The following is a 24538-nucleotide window of genomic DNA, read 5'->3' on the forward strand; positions in this document are numbered from 1 at the left end:
AGAATTATTTTTTTGGCGCCTTTTCTTCTGATTTCCCGCTTAAATTATTCGAGTTTTCAGCCACAACTTGGACGTTTTCTTCATCTTCCTTAAAAACTTGCGAAACCTTCCGGTAATAATTATAAACACGTAAAATGATGATTTTTAAAATAGCATAAATGGGGATACCAAAAATGACGCCCCAAAGTCCCCAAACAGCACTTGAGCCTATCAATAATAAAATAGTAGTAACAGGATGCATTTCCATCTTATTTCCCATTACCAAAGGACTAATAACTCTAGACTCAATGGTCTGTTCGATTGCAAAAACTACCAAAACTTTAATTACCATTGGCACAGAAAGCATAATAGCAATTACGATTACAGGTATAAAGGAAATAAAAGTACCAAAATATGGAATAAGGTTAAGAATACCGCTTAAAACGGCAAGGGCAATGCCATACGGAAGTCCAATGATACTGTAACCAATGGCAAACATGATTCCGACCCAAAAGGCAACAGTAAGTTGTCCCCTAATATAAGATGCTAGAGCAGTATTAATGTCGTAAAGAAGCTCACCAAAACTTTTTTGCCAGCGTTTCGGTGCAAATTGTGTTAAATATGGCCTCAGATTATGAGCATCTTTTAACATAAAGAAAAGAATAAAGGGTGCAGTAAGCAAAGTCATAACAATAATGGTTACAACACTTATTGCCGAAGAAATATTGCTTAAAGTTGCATTGATAGCTTCGTGACCTGATTTAAAGAGCATATCTTGAGCACGATTGATAGCATCATTAATATTGCCCTTTACACTATGCAGTTGCGGATTACTCAGCCAATCCTGTACCGCATTTGTTGCATCCTTCCAGATATGAGGCCAATGTACAATTAACGAGTTAATTTGACTTTGAACAATTGGCAATAAAGTATTAACTATCCAAACGAGCAAAACTGCTACCAAAACAAATAACCCAAGAATAGTGATAATCCTTGGTACTTTAAACTTCCGCTCTAAAATATCTACCAGCGGATTCATAATATAAAACTGAATCAAAGCCAGCATCAGTGGGGGAAGAATTGCACTTACAAAGACCTTAGCGGGATTTAAAACAAATGATATCTTGTTGAACAACCAAATCACAAGGAAGAACAACAAAATGTTTAGTAGCGCAATACTAAAACGATTATTCAAAAACCATTTCTGAAATATGGTTCTTTTTTTATGCTTCTTCTCGTAGTCCATCAAATCATCCTAATCAAATATGCTCATATATTATGTCATCACCGATATTGAATTCAGGTATTGTCTGTTTATCCTCTAAAGTGAAATACACACCGTTAGCTAGTGGATTTTTTGACTTTTTCTGATTAAAAAATAAGGTAACGTGACCCAGAGCTCTCATATCGCTGGCAACCATGGAGCCAACAAAGTCAGCAACATAGGTCTGGCCATCAATAGTAATTGTATCGCCCTTTTTCATAATAAAACCAGTGGGAAGAGTTTGGGGATCAAACTTTTGAATAACTGAAACATCGACTAATTCTGGAGTGACATTTTCACCAAATAAAATCACCATATTACCCTTAGGTTCAATAGCTTGTTTACCAATTTTTGTAATAGTTGCTGTCCATTTCATAATTGTTCTCCTTAAGCTTTAATTTTAGCATAACAAAAACCGCTTAACTAATATATAGGCGGTTTTTTTGTTACTTCTTTATTTTTTATGGTAAAGTAGCCATTTTTTAATTTCATCAATAATAACTAACGGTATTGGCAAACAGAATAGGAATAGCCAGTCAACCGGCAATAATCTTGTCGTATTGAATAACTGCTGCAAGCCAGGTGTAACCGTTAAAGCTAAAAACAGTAGTATTTCAAATACAATACCGTACCAAATGTTCCGGTTACTAAATATGCCTTTCTTAAACAGTGAAACTTTATTTGTTCTGCAATTTAAGACATTTGCGATCTGCGTAAAAATAATTGCTCCCAAAACCATTGTGGTTGCACGCATATAAACTGGACCATTAGCTGCTAAAGGCACATGCGGCCAACCGTTTTGGAAATTCACGAAGAAATATGCGCCAATGGAGATAGCACTGGAAATCAAACCGTACCACAAAAATGCTTTAATGATGACACTTTTATTGAGCAAATGCTCATTACGCTTTCGCGGTGCTTGTTTCATAACATCTGGATCAACCGCTTCCCCGCCAAGTCCTAATGCTGGCAACATATCCGTTCCCAAGTCGACTGTTAAAATCTGCATTACAGTCATCGGCAAAGGAATCATGCCTCCAGAAAATAGGAACAATATTGAGGGAAAGGCTTCTGGTACATTGGAAGTCAAAATATAGGTTAAGAACTTACGGATATTACTATATACGGCACGGCCTTCTTCAATCGCGGCAACAATTGAAGCAAAATTATCATCAGTTAAGATAATATTAGCAGCATCTTTAGCTACATCAGTGCCAGTCAGGCCCATTGCTATACCAATATCTGCCTGCTTCAAAGCAGGAGCATCGTTAACTCCGTCACCGGTAGAAGCTACAATTTCACCATTTTCCTGTAAAGTCTTGACAACTTTATATTTTTGCTCTGGAGCTACCCGCGCAAAAATTACTTCTCCTTTTAAAGCTTCGCGTAAATCTGCATTACTCATGGTTTCCAGTTCATCGCCAGATATGACTCGTGCCTTGTCTGATGTTAAACCAATTTGGACAGCAACAGACTTGGCTGTCAACTTGGAATCCCCAGTTACCATGATAATTTTAATTTTTGCTTGGTGACAACGTTTAACAGCGTTATATATTTCTGGCCGAGGTGGATCACTCATTGTGGTCAAGCCCACAAATACTAAATGTTGTTCAGCTGTCTCAATAGTCAACTTGGTAACATCAGTATTTTCTTTTTCTACAATTCGATAAGCCATGGCCATACTGCGAAGTCCTTTAGCAGCATAGTCAGCATTATGTTTTTCGGCTCGTTTCTTATCATCGTCAGTCAGGGCTCGAACTTTACCGTCTACTTGAATTTGGTCACACTGCTTAATCACATCACTAAAAGAACCTTTAGTAAAAATGATATATTGGTGATCATTCCAGCGGTGAATAGTTGACATCCGCTTTCTATTAGAGTCAAAAGGCAATTCTCTTAATCGGGGATATTTTACTAAAACCTTTTGGCGATCAAAGCCTGCTTTTTCCGCCATAATAATTAAACAAGCTTCAGTTGGGGTGCCCAAAATCTTAGGTTTGCCCCCTTTAACCTTGCTGGGTTGAACAGCTGTATCATTGTCGAGAGATGCTATCTGCACCAACTTGTGCAAGTCGGGGTTTTCCTCATACCACAACTGTTTATTGTTTAACTCAATTTGGCCATTATTGACATAGCCGTTGCCTGTGACCTTGTATTCATTTTGCGGAGTCCAAATGTAATGAATAGTCATTTGGTTCTGAGTTAAGGTACCCGTTTTGTCGGAACAAATAACTGTAGTTTCGCCTAGTGTTTCAACAGAATTTAATTCCTTAACCAGTGCATGTTTTTTGGCCATGCGTTTAACACCCTGGGCTAAGCTAAGAGTTACAGTAGGTAATAATCCTTCTGGGATAAAAGCTACAATCATCCCTAAAGCAAAAATAAATGCTTTAGCAAACGGATATTTCACAAAGAAAATTGCTGCAATCAAGAACAAAATGCCTATCGAAACAGCAATAATTGATAATTGCTTGGTCAGACGGTTTAGTTCTTGGGTTAGTGGACTATCTACTTTATTTTGCTTTTGAGTTAACTGTGCTATTTTACCGAATTCAGTATTCATTCCCGTAGCAAATGCTATTGCACGAGCGGTACCTGAGCCAACTGTTGTTCCGGAGTAAACCAAGTTAGCTTCCGCGTAGCTGCCTTCGCCCGGTGCGTAATCCGTAGTTTTTGATTCAGGCACAGATTCACCATTTAAGGCACTTTGGTCAACCTGCATCGAGCTGGCAGTAATTAGCCTGGCATCTGCTGGAATAGCATTACCTGCTTGAAGAATAAATACGTCTCCAGGAACCAGTTCTTTAGCATCAATCTGCGTTTTTTTACCGTCACGAATTGCCTGAACATAGGTTGGCAACATGTTATTCAAAGCATCGGTTGCTCTTTTGGCAGCTCTTTCTTGCCAAAAACTAAACAAACCGTTAATAATATTAACCAGCCAAATGGCAATTCCCAATTCAAGGGTGCCACTGAACATTGCTACAGCTCCGGAAATCCATAACAAGATTGCCATCATACTTATAAAGTTCTTAAAAAAAGTCTTCCATTCAGACTCTTCTTGAGATTTTTTAATTTCATTACGACCATATTTAGCCAATCTTGCGGTTGCTTCTGCAGTAGTTAAACCTGCAGAAGATGAGTGAAGATTAGTATAAACTTCAGAAATATCATTCTTAGCATAAAGCTCTCGAATTTTATTTTCTTCCATTCCCAACATACCTCTTATTTCAAAACTTTCAATTTTAAACTAATAAAGCCGACACCATACTTTACCACTTTTTAAAATGTTAAAGTCACTCAATATTTTTACAATTGCGTGTCATGCTATACTAATTGTTGAGACAATTATAAATGAAATTGGAGGCTTTTCAAGCATGAAATTATTAATCGGAGGATACACCAAAAAAAAGTCAACGGGAATTTATGAATTACCACTTACCCGTGCAGAAAATGGATTAGAAATGCAGATGGGACCAGCTAAAGAGGTAATAAAAGTTGGAGGTCCAACTTATTTTGTCCAAGACGGCAAATTCATTTTTACTATTAATAACGCAGGGGATAAAGGAGGCATCAGCTCATTTGAGCTCGTTGACGGTAAGTATCAAGAAAAAGATTCTTACTTAACTGCCGGTTCGTCACCCGCTTACATTGGCATTAACAGTGAAAAAAAATTACTCTATACAGCAAATTATCATACAGCTGTTCTTGCTGTATTTGCATATGATGATGAAGGTAAATTAAGTTTGCTCGATTCTGTTACACACACTGCTGATTCTTTGGGGCCGTGTCCCGAGCAAGCTGATGGTCCCCACCCGCACTTTTTTGATCAAACACCACAAGGCAATTTAGTAAGTTGTGATTTAGGTAATGACTGCCTTGATTTTTACAGTTTTAAAAATAATAAGCTGCATCACCTAGCCAAGTATCAAAACGAACCCGGTTTTGGCAGTCGCCACATTGTTTTCAGTCCTGATGGCCATTATTTTTATGTTGTTGGTGAGCTTTCAAGTAAAATTAATTTAGTCAAGTTTGATGAAACTAACTGGCAATTTGAGAATTTTGCCACTTATTCAACCATCCCTGATGACTATTCAGACCACAATGGCGCAGCTGCTATTAAAATTAGTAAAGATGGTAAATTTATTTATGCTTCCAATCGTGGCCACGATACCATTACTGTTTTTGCAGTCAATGATGATCACACATTACAGCTACGCCAAAGAATCTCAACCTTTGGTGAATTTCCGCGAGATTTTAACTGGGATAAAGACGAAAAATACGTGGTGGCAACTAATCAAAATTCAGATAATGCTACTTTATATACCCGTGATTCTAAAAATGGCTGTTTGACTCCTGTGCAAAAGAATATTTTTGTTCCAGAAGGAACCCGCGTACTTTTTAGTGAATAATTTCGGAAAACGAAAGAGAGTTGTCCTGATTAAAGGCAACTCTTTTATTGTATATATTTTTAAAAATTATTTAGGAATACCCTGCCACAATTTTTGCATATCTGGTGGATCAGGGATCTCAATATTAACTTGCCTTTCTTTCCTGAAAGGATCAGAAAATTCTAAGTAAAAGCAATTTAGTGCTTGCCTGTTAAAATTATCTTTTTCCCCATATAATGGATCCCCATATAGCGGATGACCGATAAACTGCATGTGCAAGCGAATTTGATGAGTTCGCCCGGTATAAAGACGCAATTCTACTAAGCTGGCATTGGGCTTTTGTGCAATCACTTTATAAACTGTTTTTGCCTTCTTACCTGAAGAATCAATACTGCGCACGATAGAAGTTCCCTTGCGCCCAATGGGCTGATCAATGATACCCGTTAGTTCATCTAAGTCAAAATTTCCATGAACAATTGCGTGATATTTTTTAACAAATTTGTCCTTAGGAATTTGACTAAAACGTGCATGAGCAATAGCATTTTTACCAACCAAAACTAAACCAGAAGTGTCGCGATCAAGTCGCGTTACAATGTGCGGCTTGGTACGCACACTTTTTTTGCGCTCAAAATAACCTAAAATTTGGTTAACGAGCGCGTTATCATCGTAGCGAGAAGGAATCGATAAAATCCCTGCAGGTTTGTTGACAACGAGGTAATTTCCTGTTTCTTTAACAACTTCAAGAGGTTCTGGTGAAGGTACCAGCCACGGATTGCTTTTTTCCTGACCTGGAATGAAAATCACTTCATCACCGGTATGTAAAATGAAGTTTGTATAGCGCCTTTTATGATTAACAAGAATCATTCCACCCGCATTTTTAGCATTATTGACAGCTCTTTTTGAAAAACCATTCTTTAATAAAAAAATCCCCAATTTTTTGGGGGCTTTTTCATCCACAGTAACTTTAAATAGTGTCATCGTTATCTCCGATAAATGCACTTTGAACTCTTGACCAAAAATGGGTATGTCCAAACCTGTCAAAATGGATTTCCTTACTAGAAATACGGTAATCAATCTTTTTGGCATTGCGAATGTTAATCCGACGACCGTCAATAGTCATCACAAAGTGATCAGCTTTAGGAACTATGGTAATCCACTGCTCGGGAGCGAGTACAATTGGTGATGACAAGGATCTAAAAATACGATTATTGATAGAAGCTATTTCCGCCATTTGCAACGCTTTAAGTCTCGGATGGATTACTGCACCACCAAGCGATTTATTATACCCTGTTGAGCCAGTTGGAGTTGAGATACACAATCCGTCTCCCCTAAAATTCTCAAATAATTGATCATCAATATAAACTTTAGCTTCAAGAGTGTGTGATACGCGCTTTACTGCTGACTCATTTAAAGCTAAAAAATGCTTTTTTTCATTAGCTTCAGTTAAAAGTTCCACCTCTAAGAGCGGATAGCTGGCAGATTCAGGTTCCCTTAAAAACAATGCGTCTACCATTTTATCAACTTCTGGACCACGCCAATCAGTATAAAAGCCCAAGTGTCCAGTGTGGATACCGATAAAGCGAATTGAACTAATTTGATTTTCATATCGGTGAAAGGCATTGATCAAAGTGCCATCACCGCCGACAGTAATCACTACATCTGGATATTTGGCATCAAAGACAACGCCCTCTTTGGTTTCTAACAATTTTCGCAAGTGCGCTACCACCTTTAAAGTCTCTTGATTGGTGTTATGGGCAATTGTAATTCTCATTATTTTTCCTTACCCTTGTTTTTAGTAAAAACCTTCTGCGCTTCTTGTACTTCATCTTTTATCAAAGACATTTCTTCATCAAGTTTATAAGCCGTTTCTGCAGTAGATTTTAGTCTTTCAGAAATATCTTTTGGATAAGAACCCTGATATTTATAATTAAGAGTATGCTCAACAGTAGCCCAAAAATTCATTGCTAGAGTCCTAATCTGAATTTCGGCTAATAATTTTTTGGGTCCTGTTGGCAAGTAAACCGTATAAGAAATAACCATATGATAAGAGCGATAGCCTGAAGGTTTAGCATTTTTAACATAATCACGTTCTTCAATGACTTCCATATCATCACGTGCATGTATTAAGTCTACCACCTTATAAATATCATCGACAAATTGACAGACTATCCTTATTCCGGCTATGTCTTGCATATCAGTCTCAATCACATCTGGACTGATAACACGCCTTTGCATTTTTTCCTTAATTGAGTCAACAGTTTTTACTCTGCCGACCACAAATTCAATCGGTGAATGTTCTTCTTGGGTCAAAAAACTTTGTCTCAAAGAACGAAACTTCACCTTTAATTCTCGCACGGCCTCTTCATATGGCCATAAAAAATTATCCCAATCATAATTCATAGAAATAACCCTTTCTCAAACAGCATATTCATTTTAACATAAATTATATGATAGCAATTTCATGTAATCATTTGCCTTAATAAAATGGCATTTTCCTATACAGAAACTAGAAAAGTTATTATAAGGTCTTATTTCTTGCACATTGAACCTTTTAATAATATGATAAATTTATTAATTTCAATTAGGCTATACTATCATAGCTTTAGCGCTTTTTTCACTAATTTAGGGGAATTTTAAAATCTAACTGCAGTTGCTTTTCATTTTTAGAGGGTAGTTCTTAAAATAAATATAGACTTCGGCACGAAATGTTAAAGGGAATTCTTTGATAGCCACAATATTGAATGGAGTATTATAAAATGTCACAAAACAATGAAATTGAAGCTAAAATCATTTTACCTAAGGCAATATATCTAAAACTTTGTCATGATTTTCCACTAAAACACAGTTTTAACCAGGAAAATTATTATTTTGATACCAGTGACGGTTTGCTAAAACAATCTAATATAAGCTGCCGCATTAGGCTTTTTCGTGACCATGCAGAGCAAACTCTTAAGGTTCCAAATAAGAATCCCATACAAAACGATTTCCATGAAGCAATAGAAATTAATGATTCCTTAAAATTAAATGAAGCAAAAGCATTTATTAAGCAGGGAGCCACTGGATCGCCTATAATTTTTAAGTATAGTGCAGGAAAATATTTGAATCAGAAATTTTCACAGAAATTAAGCCTTCATTTACAGACTTATTGCAAAACTCATCGCATATTAGCAAATGGACCAAAAAATTGTGAGTTAACTTTTGATGATAACACTTATCCAGACAACTACGAAGATTTTGAACTTGAGATTGAAAATCGCAACCCAGACTTGATAGCAGAAACTCTGGCAAAATTAAAAAAAGAATATCAGTTTACACAAAATTATGCTAACACTAACCAGGCGAAAATTGCACGCGCTTACAGACATCGTGTTAGAATATAATTGAAGGTAAATTTTCAAAGGATAGATATTTAAAAATTTTATACTTAATAATCAGTATTGGAGGAGCCTGATCATGTTCGAGATTTTTCTTTTTGTTAATCCCGTTGGTATATATTGTTATAATACGGAAGTTTTAATCAAAGACGCAATTAATGAACTTAATATCAACTCTTCATTTCATTTTGTTCCGATTATAAATACTAAAGTAATCAAAGAGGACATTATTAGAAGAAAAAATGATGGACAGAAAATAAAAGACGTACCGCAATATACAATTGTTTCTTTTCAGGTCTTACGGCATTACAATGCGATTAAGATAGAATATGGTAACAAAAAAGCACGTGCTTATTTAGTTGCTTTGCAGCGTGTTATTAGCACCGATTTCAATAAATATTCAGAAAATTTGCCTAGACAAATTGCAGAAAGTTTAGACTTGGATTTTGATCGTATAAATGATCGCAAAATTGCCCACTATGTTGATGAATCTATCCAACAAGACAAGGATCTTGCACGTAAATTTAATGTTCGCAATTTCCCTACAACTATTATTTTTAATGAAAGTGGCAATTATAATGGCGTAATGCTAGAAGGCATTCTTGCACATGACAAACTAATAAAGCTTCTTAAGGATAAGGGTTGTGTCGCCAGTGACCCAAAGGGCTATTATCCGGTGCGACATTTACGACTGATTTAAATATTTACTTACATTATCTGGTGAATCTATTTTTCGAAAACTGGTAAAAACCCAAGGCGGCAAATCATCTATGGTTTGCCTTTTTTTATATAGCAAATTTGCAATTTGCATGCCCTTCAAACTCATATGTTTTAGCTGCATTTGCAGATATCGCTTTTGCTCTTTAGGATTAACATGATATTTTTGCAATAAAGGGTGAAAATGCCACAAGCTTTTTAAACCTTTTGCACTGATAGCGAATTTTTCCTTTTGGAAATGAACCTTGTTTGTTAATGGCTCAAGCAAAACGTTATATTTTAGCCTAATAATTTTTTTAAAAGGATCAATCTCTAAATAATAATCTCGCCAAAAATTGTTTCTGCGAAAGAAAATAAGCTGCGACTTTTTTAAGTTTTGTCCTAAAAAATGTCTCTTGCCCACTATCCATATATCTTTAACGCCTATTTGCCTATACAAAAAATGGCGGTGGCGAAATTCTGACTTATTTAAAGGAGCGCACTGAATCTCGAAGGCTAAGTTTGAGGCTGCTAATATATCAGCTCGTAACTGTCCATTAGCAAGATTAACTTCTGTTTGCGCATTAAAATGTACTTCTCTCAGTGCTTGTGTCAGTATTCTTTTACTCTGGGCATGTTCCTTATTTTCCCCGCATAAGTTTATTTTAGAAGGTATATGTTTAAAATAGGACTGCTTATCTTTACATACTAATTGCATTTCTCGTTCACAATGAGGGCAAAAATAATGTTTCTTTACTTCGTTATTCCTTTTGGTCAATTTAGCTTCCTCAACAGCTAAAACCAAAGTATTATTTAACAGTGCTGCGTACATATTTATCACCTAAAAATAAGTACGCAAAAAGGCAGGAATTAACCTGCCCTTTTTATTCAGCTATTATATTATTTTATTTAATGCCGCTAAAATAATGCCGCAGTTGATCTAATGCATCATTAGTTAGCAAACATTTACCATTAGTTCGCACACGAGCCATTTCACTTGTTTTTACTTTAATACCATATTCATTTGCAATTGCCCATGCATCAGCGGGCTTTATTTCTGCATAGTCTTGACTAGTAAAAATCAGCTCTAAGTAAAATTTCCCCCGCTCAAAATAAAGACTGGAAGACAAATCATTAGCTTCAAGACTATCCGCTAATTCAGTTACTTGATCAAGGTCAGTAAAACTATATGCCTGCTTTTTCTGCAATTTCCAAAACTGCTTCTTAACTTTAGGTTGAGAAGAATCTGCTGGTTCATTTGAATCATCTTTATCTGTTTCTTCATCTTCAGGCTCAAGGTCAAGAAAAGATTTACGAGCATCATTATTCTTTTTATGGTTGTCAATAAAATCATTATCAAATAATTGGGCAAGATTATTACGATCTTTCTCTGTCACTTTAGTGATTAATAAATCAAGCCCACCGTTATTAGGCATTACTTGAAAAGTTACCGGTGCATCCTGACTAAAAGAATGATCAGTGTCAATTTCATCCAAAATTGAATAAAAGAAATGCTGGATTTTATTTTTATCACCTAGTAAATCTAAAACTTTGAGACCACGATTAGCTAATTCTTGTTTACCTATTCTCACGCGAATCGTATTATTGTTTATATGATCTACTTGCATGAGTTCTCACCTCCATCAGATTCTTTGTTCTATTGTAGCGTACTTTACTCATAAAATAAAAGCGTTAGTTTAAAAACTAACGCTTTTATTTTAAACTTACCTGAATTTTATAAATCAGCTATCTTTTGCATTTCTTCAAGCTCAAGACGACGCACTTTTCTTGGTAAAAAGCGCCGAATTTCATCTTCATTATACCCCACTTGCAAACGCCGATCATCCATAATAATTGGACGTCTTAATAAACTAGGATTTTTTTCCACTAAGTCAAGCAGTTGGTCTATCGACAGATCATCAAGATTAACTTTAAGTTGTTGAAAGGCTCTTGAACGCGTAGAAATAATTTCTTCCGTACCGTTTTCAGTCATTCGCAAAATTTGCATCAGCTCGTCTTTTGTCAAGGGCTCTGAAAAAATATTCCTTTCCTTAAAGGGAATGTCATGTTTCTTTAACCAAGCCTTTGCTTTGCGACATGATGTACAGCTCGGAGATATATATAAGTTGACCATATATTTCACGCTCCTTTAAATTGTTTTCTAAATTATTATAACATACTACTTCTTTTTTGTAAGTAGTGTTTTCCACAACTGACTATATTCTTATGTTAAGTTCAAAAAATGAATATTCTGTGAATTTTTTACCAAGAAAGATTAAAGAAATTAAAAAAGGATACACAAATTTTAAAAATTGTACCCTTTTTAAAAAATATATTTAATTGTTCACTTTTTTCATTAAATCGCTAACCAATTTTTCGTTTTCTTCAGCAGTTTCTGAAACATAACAAGCTTTATTAGCTAATTCCTTGATATCATTAGTGTCAAGTTTCTTCATCAAACTTCTGATTCGTAAAATTGAAGTAGCACTCATTGAATACTCGTCTAAGCCCATTGACAAGAGAATTGGGAACATGGTACTGTCACCAGCAGCTTCACCACACATGCCACACCAAATACCGTTTTCGTGAGCTGCATCAATTGTATGTTTTATTAAACGTAGAACTGATGGATTTGCAGGTTGATACAGGTAAGAAACATTGTCATTACCACGATCAGCAGCCATTGTATATTGGATTAAATCATTAGTACCAATTGAGAAGAAGTCAACTTCTTTTGCTAATTGGTCGGCTAAAACGGCAGCAGCTGGAACTTCAATCATCATTCCTACTTCTAGGTCTGAACCGATTTTAACGCCCTTTGCCTCCAGCTTGTCTTTTTCTTCAGCTAAAATTGCTTTAGCCTTGCGTAATTCATTTAAGGTACCAATCATTGGGAACATGATGCCTAACTTACCATAAGCTGACGCACGTAATAAAGCACGAAGCTGAGTACGGAAAATATCCTCATTTTGCAGTGAAAGTCTAATTGCACGTACACCTAAAAATGGGTTCATTTCTTCTGGTAAGTCCCAGTAATCAAGATGCTTATCTCCACCAATGTCCATGGTTCTGATAATAACCTGCTTACCATGCATGCCTTCGATAACTTCCTTATAAGCCTCAAATTGTTCATCCTCTGTTGGGAAATCCTTTGAGTCCATATACAAGAATTCAGTTCTATAAAGACCAACAGCCTCAGCACCGTTGTCATTTACCCCTTGCATGTCATTTGGCGTACCAATATTAGCTGCAATTGTGAATTTTTTACCATCTGCAGTTACTGATGGTTCATTCTTTAATTTTTCCCATTCAGCTTTCTGCTTCAAGAAGTCGGCACTCTTTTGCTTATATTCCGCAATTTCACTGTCAGTCGGCTTAACGACAACATCACCATTCAGGCCATCAACAGCGACTGTATCACCATTTTGGACATCCTTTGTGATTGATTCAGTACCTACAACAGCTGGTAATTCTAAAGAACGAGCCATAATTGCTGAATGCGCAGTTCTACCACCAATGTCAGTAACAAAGCCCTTAACAAACTTTTTATTTAATTGAGCAGTGTCACTTGGTGTCAAGTCATGAGCTACCACAATTACTTCGTGATCAATTGATGCAGGGTTAGGTAATTCTTTGCCCAGCAAATGAGCCATAATTCTCTTAGAAACGTCTCGTACATCAGCTGCACGTTGCTGCATGTAAGTGTTATCAGTCATTCCTTCAAAAATACTGATAAATTTTTGTGCAGTTTCGTCTAGCGCAGCTTCACTATTAACTTTTTGTTCCTTAATTTCATTCTCGATGGCACCAGTAAATTCAGGATCATTTAAGATCATCAGGTGAGCTTCAAAAACTTGAGCTTCATCTTCACCTAAACTCTTTTTTGCGCTATCACGGATTTTTTCAACTTCAGCAGTTGATACTGAAATTGCCTTCTTATAGCGTGCTAATTCACTTTCAACATCGCTAACCGTAGTTTTTGAAAATGAAAGATCAGGTTCAACCAAGAGATAGGCTGGTGCTACAGCAATACCATCACTTGCAGCAATTCCTTTTAAAGTCTTGGTCATTATTCAGCTAAACCCTCTTTTTTCATTGTTTCAGAAATAGCGTTGATTGCGTCTTTTTCATCATCACCATCAGCACTGATCGTAACGTCAGCATTTTTGCCAACTCCGAGTGACATTACACCCATGATTGACTTCAAGTTAACTGATTTACCATTGTATTCCAAGTTGATATCTGAACCAAACTTAGAAGCTGCTTGTACTAGCAAAGTAGCTGGACGAGCATGAATACCTGTTTCTGCAACAACATGAAAATCGCGTTTTTCCATTATATATATCTCCTTTTAATTCAAAAAATCAAAACGGTAGTAAATACCTATTCGCTTACTTAGACTATCATTTTTTTGTGAATTAGACAACATAAATGTAACAGTTTACATCATTAAACTCCAGTCTTGGACTGCGAATAAATTATTTTACCGCCCCGCAAGGCCTTTCCCGTTATGTTTTGCCTTTTACCAAAAGACCTTAATGCAGATTGAAATTCAAAAGCATCTTTAGGATCAACCTCATAATGATCTAGTTCACCATCTGCCAACTGCTCAAGAATTTTTTGATAATCCAAATTTACCACCGCTTTTAATCTATATTATTTCAGCAACATTTTTGATTTTTGCCTACATGTATTTTAGCATATTTAGCATACTTACAAATAATAAGATCCAAGTTTTAGCACTTGATTATTCCGAGTGCTAATTATATAATTTAGTAAACTGATATGAAAGGCGGTAATACAATGCTTTGTCAAAACTGTCAAAAACGACCAGCTTCCATTCACTTATTTGCAAAGGTCAATGGACAAAGTCGCGAAATTAATTTATGCGGACAATGTTATCAACAACTTAAACAACAAGGAAATATTAATATGAATAATGACAATAATGGTTTTTTTGGTGATTTTAGTGACCTGTTTAATTACAATGGCAACGCTGGAAACCCAGGAGATCCAAGAATGAGTAATGGCGGACCCGGCAATGCCAATGGAAACAATGGTGCTGGCGGTGGTCGTTCACTTTTAGATCAATATGGAACAGATCTAACTGCACTGGCAAGAAAGGGCAAGATTGACCCGGTCATTGGACGCGATAAAGAAATCGCACGTGTGATTGAAATTTTAAACCGCAGAACAAAAAACAACCCAGTTTTAATTGGTGAAGCCGGTGTCGGTAAAACTGCTGTAGTTGAAGGCCTGGCCCAACAAATTGTCGATGGCTCAGTTCCTGCCAAGCTGCAAGACAAAAGAATAATATCATTAAATGTTGTTTCTTTAGTGCAAGGTACAGGCATTCGTGGTCAATTTGAACAGCGTATGCAGCAACTTCTTAAAGAAGTGGAAAATCACGATGATATTATTCTCTTTATTGATGAGATTCACGAAATAGTCGGCGCAGGCAATGCTGAAGGCGGAATGGATGCAGGCAATATTATCAAACCGGCTCTTGCCCGAGGTGATTTACAACTAGTTGGTGCGACAACTTTAAAGGAATATCGTGAAATTGAAAAAGATTCTGCTTTAGCAAGACGTTTCCAACCCGTTGACGTTAAAGAGCCTTCGGTTAAAGAAACTATCCAGATCTTAAAGGGTATTCAAAAGCGCTATGAAGATTATCATCACGTTCACTACACTGATGATGCCATTAAGGCTGCTGCTGAACTATCTGAGCGTTATATTCAAGATCGTTTCTTACCTGATAAGGCAATCGATTTGCTTGATGAAGCAGGTTCACGCATGAATCTGACAATTCCATACGTTGATAAAGATAAAATGAAAGAACGAATTGATGCAGCCCAAAAACTAAAGCAGGAATCCTTAAAGAACGAAGATTATGAAAAAGCTGCCTACTACCGCGATCAAATTGAAAAATATAATAAGATGAAAGACCAAAAGGTTGATCCGGATAAATCGCCAGTGATCACTAGTAAAATTATGAATAAAATCGTGGAAGAAAAAACTGGCATACCCGTTGGCGACTTGCAAAAGCAAGAAGAAAACCAGTTACAAAACTTGGCACCGAATCTTAAAGCTCATGTTATTGGACAAGATAAAGCTGTTGACAAGCTGGCACGAGCAATAAGGCGTAATCGGATTGGCTTTAATAAGTCAGGTCGTCCAATTGGCTCCTTCCTCTTTGTTGGACCAACTGGTGTCGGTAAAACTGAACTGGCTAAACAGTTGGCCAAGCAAATGTTTGGTTCAGAAAATGCTCTAATTCGTTTCGATATGTCAGAATATATGGAATCATATTCAGTTTCCAAATTGATTGGTTCGGCACCTGGTTATGTCGGCTATGAAGAAGCTGGTCAATTAACTGAACGTGTACGTCGTCATCCGTATAGTTTGATCTTGCTGGACGAAATTGAAAAAGCCGATCCAGCTGTTATGAATCTTTTCCTGCAGATATTAGATGATGGGCGCTTGACCGATTCTCAAGGCAGAACGGTATCATTCAAAGATACAATTATTATCATGACTTCTAATGCTGGTCAGGGTATTAAAAATGCCAGTGTAGGTTTTGCTGCTGAAAATGCTAAAGATAAACCTGATACTGCTAGAAACTCAATGAGTCAATTCTTTAAGCCTGAATTCTTAAACCGTTTAGATGACGTGATCGAATTCAACGAATTAACTAAGGACGACTTAGTGAAAATTGTCAACTTAATGCTCACCGATGTTAATGACATGGTTAAGAACCAAGGTTTACAAATCACGGTTAGTGAAGATGCTAAGAAGAAACTAGTTGAGGAAGGTTACAATCCTGCTATGGGTGCAAGACCATTACGTAGAACTATTCAGGAGGAAATTGAAGACAAGGTTGCTGACTACAAACTTGATCATCCAACTGCCAAGAACTTACTTGCCAGTGTTTCTGATAATCAAATTATCATTAGTGAAGATAATAATGAAAACAGTGCCAGTGAGTCAGTTGATCAATCTACAAATAATTAGTTAAAGTAACTCTTCATTAAGCATGATTATTACAGATAATAATAATCATGCTTTTTATTAAAGAAAAAAGTGTTGATAAGTTGTATACTAAAATAAAAAGAACTACTAGAAGAAACGGGTGAAATCCATGCATTTAATAGATGTAACCAATAGCTATAGGGACCTAGTTCACAGTCAATTAAATTCGACCAATGTAAATTATGTTAAGGTTTACTCTTTGGGTAATACCTCTGTTATCTACACCGAAAGTGATAAGGCGATCGGAATTGTTTTGGAAAATCACAATCGCCGAGTGCGCAAAGAGGAAACAGATTTTGTGATTGAACGCTTAATTAAAGAAAAAGACCCTTCATATATGTTGACCTTTGATAAAAGTCAACATGTCATTGAAATCCATATTGATAAATAAAAAAACTGGCTTCAATGCCAGTTTTTTTATTACAACTTTTCAGTTAGTTTAACATCAGGATATTTGTCTTTGAAAAACCGCTCTGCAAATTGATTTTCAAACAAAAATAGTGGTTGACCATAACGATCTTTAACTAGCAGATTTCGGCTATTTGCCATAGCTGGATCAAGCTGTTCAGGAGCAATCCAGCGCGCTACGCGATGACCAATATTGGTCATCTCAACATCTGAATTGTACTCATTTTTCATTCTGAATTTGAAAACTTCAAATTGCAATTGACCAACAGCACCCAAGATATACTCATCGGTTTGATAATTTTGGTATAACTGAATCGCACCTTCTTGAACCAGTTGGACCATTCCTTTATGAAATGATTTCTGTTTCATCACATTTTTTGCAGTGACTCTGACAAATAATTCAGGAGTAAATTCTGGTAGTGGTGGATAAACCACTTTGTTTTTACCAGCATAAATGCTATCACCAATTTGAAAATTACCGGTATCATATAAGCCAACTATATCCCCGGCAACTGCATCTGAAACTTGCATCCTTTCACTCGACATAAACTCGGTGGCATTATTAAGTCTAATCGGTTTACCAGTCCGAGCCAAAGTTACATCCAAGCCTTTTTTAAATTCGCCACTGCCAATACGGACAAAAGCAATACGATCACGGTGATGAGGATTCATATTAGCCTGAATTTTAAACACAAAACCAGAAAACTCAGGATCATCAGGAGCCAGGTCTTCAGTTTCATTAACTGTATGACTTGCAGGAGCAGGAGCCATTTTGACAAAGCTTTGCAGGAAAGTTTCAACACCAAAATTGGTTAAGGCAGAACCAAAGAATACTGGGGTTTGATCACCTTTAGCAATTTTTTGCAAGTCAAATTGGTTGCCAGCTTCTTTAATTAATTCAATTTCTCCTAGGGTATCTTGAAACTGCGGGTTCTGACTAAAGGGTTCACTGTCTGGCAATTTACCATCTTTATCTAGTGGCAAAAAGCGGTCAGGGCCATCTTTATGATACATTTCAATTTGGTTATTAGCGATATCATATAGTCCTTGCAAGGTTTGGCCCGAGCCAATAGGCCAATTCATGGCCACACCTTCAATGCCTAGCAGATCTTCAAGTTCAGCAATCAAATCTAACGGCGGTCTGCCGTCACGATCCAACTTGTTCATGAAGGTAAAAATTGGAATCCCCCTTTGTTTTACGACCTTAAATAATTTTTTAGTTTGAGGTTCGATACCTTTAGCAGAATCAATCACCATGACTGCTGAGTCAACTGCCATTAAAGTACGATAAGTATCTTCGGAAAAGTCTTCATGCCCAGGAGTATCAAGAATATTAATTCTCTTTCCCTGATATTCAAATTGCATGACGGAACTGGTAACTGAGATACCACGTTGTTTTTCAATTTCCATCCAGTCACTAGTAGCATAATGGCCGCTTTTACGCGCTTTAACCGTCCCGGCACTGCGAATCACACCACCAAAAAGAAGCATTTGCTCCGTGATCGTAGTCTTCCCTGCATCTGGGTGCGATATGATAGCAAATGTTCTTCTTTTATTTACCTTATCTAACAGTTCATTACTCATTAAGTATTTTGTTCTTCTTTCTTTTTAGGTTTTTCTTCAGGTATAGTTAATAAAACGGTCATCAATCTCGAACGCATCATTCTTCTGGTAGTTAAAACCATGCCGTTATTTAATTTAACCGATAGTTTTTCTCCTTTGGCAGGAATTATGCCTAATTTAGTGATCATGTAGCCGGCAATGGTATCTACGTCTTCCATTTCCAGATTTGTGCCGAATTGTTCGTTAAAATCATCAAGAGGCATTTTACCATAAATGACATACTTATTAGGGGCAATTTGATGCACTAAAACTTCGGTTTGGTCCACTTCATCATCAATATTACCGACTATCTCTTCGATAATATCCTCAATGGTTGCAATTCCGACCACCCCACCATATTCATCGGTTAAAATAGCTAATTGCTGCTGTGTTTGCTGCATCTCAACTAGTAATTCTCTAAGTTCGGTTGTTTCCGGCGCAAAAAGTGGTGGATTCATGACATCATCATAGGTAATCTTATCAAAGCCTTTTTCCCAGGCCTTACGCAAAACAGTACGAATATGAATGATACCAACTATTTTATCCTTATCATGTTGATAAACCGGTATTCTGGAATATGGTTCACGCAGTATTTCTTTGAGATGATCCTGCAAACTTTCCTGGCAATCAACCATAAAAGCATCAATTCTGGGTACCATCACTTCACGTACCATCCGTCCCTGAAAATCCAAAACTGCATTTAACATTGAAAATTCATTGTCATTAATTTTCTTATTTTTATGTAAATCTTCAATTTCTGAAATTAAGTGCTCTCTTGTTTCTTCATCGTTTGTAGGGGAAAATTTATTCTTGAAACGCTCAAATAAATTCCCCTTGTCGGGGTCGCTAGCCATTTTATTGCTCTCTTTCTTAAAATAACGTATTAAATACCAACATTATATCATGTACGCACACAATATGTTAGAATAGCACGTAAGAAATGAGGTCAAACTATGAAAAAAAGTCATGTTATACTTGTTTTCACCTTTCTGCTGTTAATTCCCTATCTGTGTAGTCTCACCATTATTGGTATCGGCTATGATGCTTTGGTTTTGCATTCGGCTGATTTTTTGCGCACTACTATTGGCGCAACAGTCGGTGCCTTAATTATGTTTGCCATTAAGGCAACGATTCAAAGACCGGTCGACTTGCTGGCAGTAGAAATAAACGATGGCTTCTTGAAGCAATTGCTACGTTTTTTCAGTATCAGACGACGCTACCTTTTGCAAATTGCTAACGTAATTTTGGATTTCATTCTCTGTTTTGCTGCTACTTTTGTGGTTCGTGAATTTCTAACTCTTGACCAAATTGTGGGTAAATCAGTCGGAATTGTGATGCTGATTATGCTCTTGTCAACTTGTCTGGGTGCATATGTTGAATACGACAACCTATCAATTGATCCCAAGCAACACTAATTTTTAAGACTGTCTTCAAGATATAATTCTTGGGTCAGTTTTTTTGTGTCTAAATTCAAGTTTTGCAAAACGTAGGGAGTTAAACTATCTCCCGGATTTTGATAAATTTTAATGCCCTCATCCGCAACAGCAGCTAAAAACTGTGAAATTACCACATTTAAAGGTTGACTAAAAAAGGAAATATTTTGATCAGTTTTTTCTTCAATTGCTACTTGAGTTTCAGGCAAAACAAATCTCATTAAACCTTGAGGAACTTCAACATCATTTGGTGCAACGACACCATACCAATACATAAAGTTTTCAGGTCCAAAAACTATTAGGCTGCTCCTAGTATTTTTCAAATTGTTTTTGCTAATAAAATCTTGAAAAGCTTGATTTTGTTCCATTTCCATGTTTGCCTGATTAAAAGTTTTTTCTTCATCCATCACTTGATCTGGAAAAGGATGACCAACAAATGTTATTTTTTCTTGCAGTTTTTTCATAAATTCTCCTAATACTCAGCTAGTTCATCTAAAGGAATAATTTCACCGGCCAGAAAGGCATCAATTTCATTGCTGGCAAAACCATGTGTAAAAAGATAATTGCGTATTTTATTCTGTCTTTGGCTTTCAGGTAAGCGGCGAAAACGTTTATATGCTTTTATGCCCTGCTTTTTTAAGGCTGCGATTTGATCTTCATCATTTTGAGCAAAATCCATTTGCCCAATTATTGCACTTGCCAGAGCACTGGAAAAGCCATGGTTTAACAACTTAGTTGTCATTTTGCGTTCCAATTCTCGCTGTGACAACTTACCTACCTTGCTTTTCATTGATTTGAGTACTCTTTTGCCAGCATCCAGCCATTTATCGTCAGCTATTTCAGCTAAAGTGTTGTCGATTATTTCAGGATCAATCCCCTTTTGCTTTAGTTTATTACTGACGCTAAGAGGGCCATCGGTGCCAATGCGCAGATTTTGTCTGACCAATAATTGGGCGTACTTGGCGTCGTCTAAAAAGCCCATTTCTGTCATCTGACTAACCGCAGCCTGGGCAGATTCATTATCAATACCATGTTTATTGAGGTATTGTAAAACTTCAAAAACAGTCCTAGGCTCGTAACTCAAATAATTAGCCGCAATATTTGTTGCCTTGGCATCAGCATCAAATTGCTTAATTGCCACAATTTGTTCTTCAGACAGTTCCTGCCCTTTTAAGAGCACGAATTCAGCTACAGTTTGTTCAGTGGCCGAAAAAGAGTACTTACCGTCTAAAAAGATATTAAAACGGCCAGGTCTTTTCTGACTGCTGACTTTAGTAATAATTGGCATTAAAAATCACCTTTCTCTCGCTTAATTCCATGCTAGCAAATTTTGCTCTTTCTTGCTAAATACTTTTTACTGGGAGTACAATTAATTATTAACATTTAATATTTTATTGTAGAAAGAAAATTATGTACAAGAAATTTAATCAAAATCAACCAAAAGAAAAAGATATTATTATTACAATTAAAAGACTGGGTATTAATGGTGAGGGCATCGGCTATTACCGTAAAAAAATAATTTTTATTCCTGGTGCCTTGCCTAATGAAGTAGTTGTTGCCAAAATTATTACAGAATACCCCCGCTATATTGATGCAGAACTGGTTCGTATTAAAGAAAAAAGTCCTGACAGAGTACCTTTCCCCACTAATGTCAATCCAGAAATTGGTGGACTCGAACTGGCTCATTTAGCTTATCCTAAGCAGTTAGAATTTAAACGGGACAATGTTCTTGAAGCCCTCAAGAAATTTCATCCCCGTGGTTACAGCAAGTATAAAGTCAAAAATACCATTCCGGCTCCAGAAGAATGGCATTATCGCAATAAAGCGCAATATCAAATTGAACGATCACATGGTCAAATTAGCTTAGGACTTTTTGCCCCTAATTCGCACGAACTCTTTGATTTGCCCGAAATGCCAACGCAAAGTCAGGCAACCCAAGATACTGAACGCAAAATTAAAATTCTAGTTGAAAAGCTGCACATTAGAATTGCCGATCCTTACCGTCACTTTGACGGACTTAAAACTATAGTTGTTCGTCAAGCTTATGCCACTCACGAAATTCAAGTAACTCTAATTACAGTTGGCCACAGTCTTAAAAATCTGGAGCAACTTGCAAAAGAAATTATGAGGCTTCCTGATGTAGTCAGTGTTTTTCAAAATGAAACTGATTGGCGTAATCCTCAAGTCTGGGGCAATAAAACCACTAAATTAGCAGGTAAAAACCAAATTACTGATGAAATTTTAGGAAAAAAGTTTGCCTTATCACCGCGAGCATTCTTCCAGTTAAATCCGGTGCAAACCATTACTCTTTACTCACGGGCGCTAAAATTTTTAGATTTAAAGCCAGATGAAACCCTGATTGATGCCTATAGTGGTGTGGGAACGCTGGGAATTTTAGCGGCAGATCAAGTCAAACAGGTTATTGGTATTGAAACTATTCCTGAAGCAATTGCTGACGCCAATCATAACGTGGAACTCAATCATATTAAAAATGCTAATTATATTCAGGGGAGTGTAGAAAAAGTTTTACCTGAACTAGCTCAAAATGGAATTCCAATTGACGCGCTGATTGTGGACCCACCACGAACTGGTCTGGCCAAAAGCTTGATCAAAACCCTATTGAGAGTAAAACCTAAAACCTTTGTTTACATTTCCTGTAACCCATCTACTCTCGCACAAGATCTAGTCCTTTTGACTGAAGCTTACAATGTCAGACTGATTGAAAATGTCGACATGTTGCCGCAGACTCCAAGGTGTGAATGTGTCGTTAAACTAACTTTAAGATAAATAAAAAGCAAAATAGTTGTCGCAATTAGCGACAACTATTTTTGTGGATCGGGTGTCAATTGAGATTATTTTCTTTTGAGATAAAACCATCATATACAAATATATAAAACTATAAAAACTTCGCGATAAAATTGTCATTTCAAAAGTAGATAACAAACATATTATGGAGATAGAAATCTTGTTAACCTTGACCACACTTTTATAATAGCAAATAAATGTAAGCGCTAGCAAATAAAACGCATAGCTTATTTTACATATTTGGCTAAAAATGTTGCTACCCGTCTTTTATATTCTTTGGGATGCTTTGAAAATGACTTGGCATGTTTGGCTCCAGGAGCTACCCATATTTCCTTTGGTCCTCTAGTAGCCTTATAATTAGGATAGACCATTCTAGTAGGCACAAAATTATCACGGCTGCCGTGAATAAACAGCATTGGTCTATGATTTTTATGTAACTGTTTAACACTAGAGGCATTACCCATGAAATAGCCAACTTTTATCTTATTAATGCCGCTTAGAATTTCAACTAGTGGAAAGCGAGGAAAGGCAGGCATATTGTACAAGACTCCTGCTTCATGCTCAATTTCATCCTTGACGCTGCTATAACCACAGTCTTCTACAAACGCTTTAACTTGATGAGGCAGTTTAAGTCCACTGGTCATCATGGCAGTTGCCGCACCCATACTCAAGCCGTAAATCACTACCTGCTGGTTCTGGCCATATTTTTGCAATAAATATGAGATCCATTTTTTGACATCATCTTTTTCCGGCCAACCATACCCAATGTATTTTCCTTCGCTCTTGCCTTGGGCTCTTGGATCTGGGGTTAAAGTATTATAGCCTAACTGATGAAACAAAGCGTCATATTCTCCCATATCCTCCTTCGTATCCATATAACCAGGTAAAATAATAGCTGTCTTATTGGAACTTTTATAGGGAATGAAATTCGCATCCAATTTAAACTTTTCGTCAGCGGATTCAATATACCACTTTTGTTTAGCAGTTTTTTTAAACCAAATTTTTTCACGGTAAAGAGGATCTGACTTCTTGATCACGTCACTGGAAGAACTTAAAAAACTTTTTTTACCTGGAACACATGCCACTTTAAAGAAATAGTAACCGGCTCCGGTAAACAATAAGCATACTAGTAAAATAATAATAATTGATGAAAGCCACAGCTTTTTATGTTTTAATTTTTTCAATTAGTTTTGCCACCCTCACTAAAATAATATCTTATAGTATAGCATTTTTAATTTGTATAGGAATAATAAAAAATGAGATTAACAGACTTATTACAATTAACCAATGATTTAAGCAACCAAACTAACTTGTATCTGACTATTAACCAGAAAAATATTCCTTTGGCAAAAGTAAAAATTTCAAGCAGTGAATGTTTGCTTTTTCCCGGAAAAAAGCCTCTAACAAAAGGCAAACTAATTAATTTGGTTAAAAATATCCACGGTCGCAGTATTCCCATATTTATTTATAACCAAAAAAAGAGAATTGCTGTTTATGGTATTCAAATTTTGCCTGATCAAAATGGAGTTAGGCTAACCTAAAAAAGCTGCCGCT

The 24538-nt window shown here is 36.4% G+C and carries 25 protein-coding genes; 8 read left to right on the forward strand and 17 right to left on the reverse strand.

All coding sequences use genetic code 11. From position 1 onward, the window contains the following. Positions 1-4: 4 nt before the first annotated feature. The 3 genes from AAA926_RS03505 to AAA926_RS03515 form a co-directional block, all read right to left on the reverse strand. Positions 5-1225 carry an AI-2E family transporter gene (locus tag AAA926_RS03505; RefSeq protein WP_198180854.1) on the reverse strand — a complete coding sequence of 407 codons (1221 nt, stop codon included), beginning with the start codon at positions 1223-1225 and terminating at the stop codon, positions 5-7. 13 nt (positions 1226-1238) lie between these two features. Then, the gene (locus AAA926_RS03510; RefSeq protein ID WP_198180855.1) at positions 1239-1619 is read right to left on the reverse strand and encodes a PTS glucitol/sorbitol transporter subunit IIA; all 381 of its coding nucleotides are present in this window, start codon (positions 1617-1619) and stop codon (positions 1239-1241) included. A gap of 78 nt (positions 1620-1697) precedes the next feature. Next, complete coding sequence (locus AAA926_RS03515; protein WP_265892783.1) at positions 1698-4454, reverse strand: cation-translocating P-type ATPase; 2757 nt, start codon at positions 4452-4454, stop codon at positions 1698-1700. A 166-nt stretch (positions 4455-4620) separates the two neighbouring features. Here AAA926_RS03515 and AAA926_RS03520 point away from each other — a divergent pair, with 166 nt between their 5' ends. Then, on the forward strand, positions 4621-5655 hold the full coding sequence (locus AAA926_RS03520) for a lactonase family protein (protein WP_265892784.1): 1035 nt from the start codon (positions 4621-4623) through the stop codon (positions 5653-5655). Positions 5656-5721: 66 nt separating this feature from the next. On the opposite strand, the gene AAA926_RS03525 is transcribed toward AAA926_RS03520, so the two are convergent. From AAA926_RS03525 to yjbM, 3 genes are read right to left on the reverse strand one after another with little or no spacing between them, the layout of a single operon-like run. Further along, positions 5722-6612 carry an RluA family pseudouridine synthase gene (locus tag AAA926_RS03525; protein WP_265892785.1) on the reverse strand — a complete coding sequence of 297 codons (891 nt, stop codon included), beginning with the start codon at positions 6610-6612 and terminating at the stop codon, positions 5722-5724. Next, entirely contained in the window at positions 6599-7405 is an 807-nt protein-coding gene (locus tag AAA926_RS03530) for an NAD kinase (RefSeq protein ID WP_198180859.1), read from the reverse strand. Before AAA926_RS03530 ends, AAA926_RS03525 begins: the two co-directional genes overlap by 14 nt. Next, on the reverse strand, positions 7405-8034 hold the full coding sequence (yjbM, locus tag AAA926_RS03535) for a GTP diphosphokinase (protein WP_198180860.1): 630 nt from the start codon (positions 8032-8034) through the stop codon (positions 7405-7407). The genes AAA926_RS03530 and yjbM overlap by 1 nt, the downstream gene beginning before the upstream one ends. 356 nt (positions 8035-8390) lie before the next feature. Here yjbM and AAA926_RS03540 point away from each other — a divergent pair, with 356 nt between their 5' ends. Both AAA926_RS03540 and AAA926_RS03545 read left to right on the forward strand, forming a co-directional pair. After that, entirely contained in the window at positions 8391-9014 is a 624-nt protein-coding gene (locus AAA926_RS03540; protein WP_338211870.1) for a CYTH domain-containing protein, read from the forward strand. Positions 9015-9087: 73 nt separating this feature from the next. Next, a complete protein-coding gene (locus AAA926_RS03545; protein WP_198180862.1) occupies positions 9088-9708 on the forward strand; it encodes a DsbA family protein in 621 nt (206 codons plus the stop codon). On the opposite strand, the gene AAA926_RS03550 is transcribed toward AAA926_RS03545, so the two are convergent. From AAA926_RS03550 to ykzS, 6 genes are all read right to left on the reverse strand, one after another. Then, complete coding sequence (locus AAA926_RS03550) at positions 9694-10536, reverse strand: competence protein CoiA family protein (RefSeq protein ID WP_338211871.1); 843 nt, start codon at positions 10534-10536, stop codon at positions 9694-9696. The two genes, AAA926_RS03545 and AAA926_RS03550, sit on opposite strands and share 15 nt — an antisense overlap. A gap of 73 nt (positions 10537-10609) precedes the next feature. Beyond that, positions 10610-11332, reverse strand: a complete 723-nt coding sequence (locus AAA926_RS03555; protein WP_265892787.1) for an adaptor protein MecA — start codon at positions 11330-11332, stop codon at positions 10610-10612. 107 nt (positions 11333-11439) lie between these two features. After that, the gene (gene spxA, locus AAA926_RS03560) at positions 11440-11838 is read right to left on the reverse strand and encodes a transcriptional regulator SpxA (protein ID WP_034977372.1); all 399 of its coding nucleotides are present in this window, start codon (positions 11836-11838) and stop codon (positions 11440-11442) included. Between the two features lie 202 nt (positions 11839-12040). Beyond that, positions 12041-13774 carry a phosphoenolpyruvate--protein phosphotransferase gene (gene ptsP / locus AAA926_RS03565; protein ID WP_265892788.1) on the reverse strand — a complete coding sequence of 578 codons (1734 nt, stop codon included), beginning with the start codon at positions 13772-13774 and terminating at the stop codon, positions 12041-12043. Further along, on the reverse strand, positions 13774-14040 hold the full coding sequence (locus AAA926_RS03570; protein ID WP_034977366.1) for a phosphocarrier protein HPr: 267 nt from the start codon (positions 14038-14040) through the stop codon (positions 13774-13776). The genes ptsP and AAA926_RS03570 overlap by 1 nt, the downstream gene beginning before the upstream one ends. Before the next feature lie 113 nt (positions 14041-14153). After that, complete coding sequence (gene ykzS, locus AAA926_RS03575; protein WP_046331841.1) at positions 14154-14336, reverse strand: protein YkzS; 183 nt, start codon at positions 14334-14336, stop codon at positions 14154-14156. A 171-nt stretch (positions 14337-14507) separates the two neighbouring features. Between ykzS and AAA926_RS03580 the strand changes: the two genes are divergently transcribed. Both AAA926_RS03580 and AAA926_RS03585 read left to right on the forward strand, forming a co-directional pair. Continuing rightward, positions 14508-16718 carry an ATP-dependent Clp protease ATP-binding subunit gene (locus tag AAA926_RS03580; protein ID WP_338211872.1) on the forward strand — a complete coding sequence of 737 codons (2211 nt, stop codon included), beginning with the start codon at positions 14508-14510 and terminating at the stop codon, positions 16716-16718. A gap of 127 nt (positions 16719-16845) precedes the next feature. Further along, positions 16846-17127 (forward strand): DUF1827 family protein, encoded by a 282-nt coding sequence (locus tag AAA926_RS03585; protein ID WP_198180867.1) that lies wholly within the window; start codon positions 16846-16848, stop codon positions 17125-17127. Between the two features lie 29 nt (positions 17128-17156). Here AAA926_RS03585 and AAA926_RS03590 read toward each other — a convergent pair whose 3' ends face one another. Both AAA926_RS03590 and AAA926_RS03595 read right to left on the reverse strand, forming a co-directional pair. Next, complete coding sequence (locus AAA926_RS03590; RefSeq protein ID WP_198180868.1) at positions 17157-18728, reverse strand: peptide chain release factor 3; 1572 nt, start codon at positions 18726-18728, stop codon at positions 17157-17159. Continuing rightward, positions 18728-19600 carry a hemolysin family protein gene (locus AAA926_RS03595; protein ID WP_338211873.1) on the reverse strand — a complete coding sequence of 291 codons (873 nt, stop codon included), beginning with the start codon at positions 19598-19600 and terminating at the stop codon, positions 18728-18730. The genes AAA926_RS03590 and AAA926_RS03595 overlap by 1 nt, the downstream gene beginning before the upstream one ends. A gap of 99 nt (positions 19601-19699) precedes the next feature. Between AAA926_RS03595 and AAA926_RS03600 the strand changes: the two genes are divergently transcribed. Then, a complete protein-coding gene (locus AAA926_RS03600) occupies positions 19700-20161 on the forward strand; it encodes a hypothetical protein (RefSeq protein WP_338211874.1) in 462 nt (153 codons plus the stop codon). On the opposite strand, the gene AAA926_RS03605 is transcribed toward AAA926_RS03600, so the two are convergent. After that, complete coding sequence (locus AAA926_RS03605; RefSeq protein ID WP_338211875.1) at positions 20158-20643, reverse strand: hypothetical protein; 486 nt, start codon at positions 20641-20643, stop codon at positions 20158-20160. The two genes, AAA926_RS03600 and AAA926_RS03605, sit on opposite strands and share 4 nt — an antisense overlap. A gap of 8 nt (positions 20644-20651) precedes the next feature. Beyond that, positions 20652-21467: a recombination regulator RecX gene (gene recX, locus AAA926_RS03610; protein ID WP_338211876.1), complete on the reverse strand. Its 816-nt coding sequence runs from the start codon at positions 21465-21467 to the stop codon at positions 20652-20654. 122 nt (positions 21468-21589) lie between these two features. Between recX and rlmD the strand changes: the two genes are divergently transcribed. Next, complete coding sequence (gene rlmD, locus AAA926_RS03615; protein WP_338211877.1) at positions 21590-22966, forward strand: 23S rRNA (uracil(1939)-C(5))-methyltransferase RlmD; 1377 nt, start codon at positions 21590-21592, stop codon at positions 22964-22966. A gap of 245 nt (positions 22967-23211) precedes the next feature. Here rlmD and AAA926_RS03620 read toward each other — a convergent pair whose 3' ends face one another. After that, positions 23212-24168, reverse strand: a complete 957-nt coding sequence (locus tag AAA926_RS03620; protein WP_265892794.1) for an alpha/beta hydrolase — start codon at positions 24166-24168, stop codon at positions 23212-23214. A 72-nt stretch (positions 24169-24240) separates the two neighbouring features. Between AAA926_RS03620 and AAA926_RS03625 the strand changes: the two genes are divergently transcribed. Next, positions 24241-24525: a hypothetical protein gene (locus AAA926_RS03625; protein ID WP_198180875.1), complete on the forward strand. Its 285-nt coding sequence runs from the start codon at positions 24241-24243 to the stop codon at positions 24523-24525. Positions 24526-24538: the final 13 nt, after the last annotated feature.

The sequence above is a fragment of the Lactobacillus juensis genome (assembly GCF_036246285.1).
Taxonomy (GTDB): domain Bacteria; phylum Bacillota; class Bacilli; order Lactobacillales; family Lactobacillaceae; genus Lactobacillus; species Lactobacillus juensis.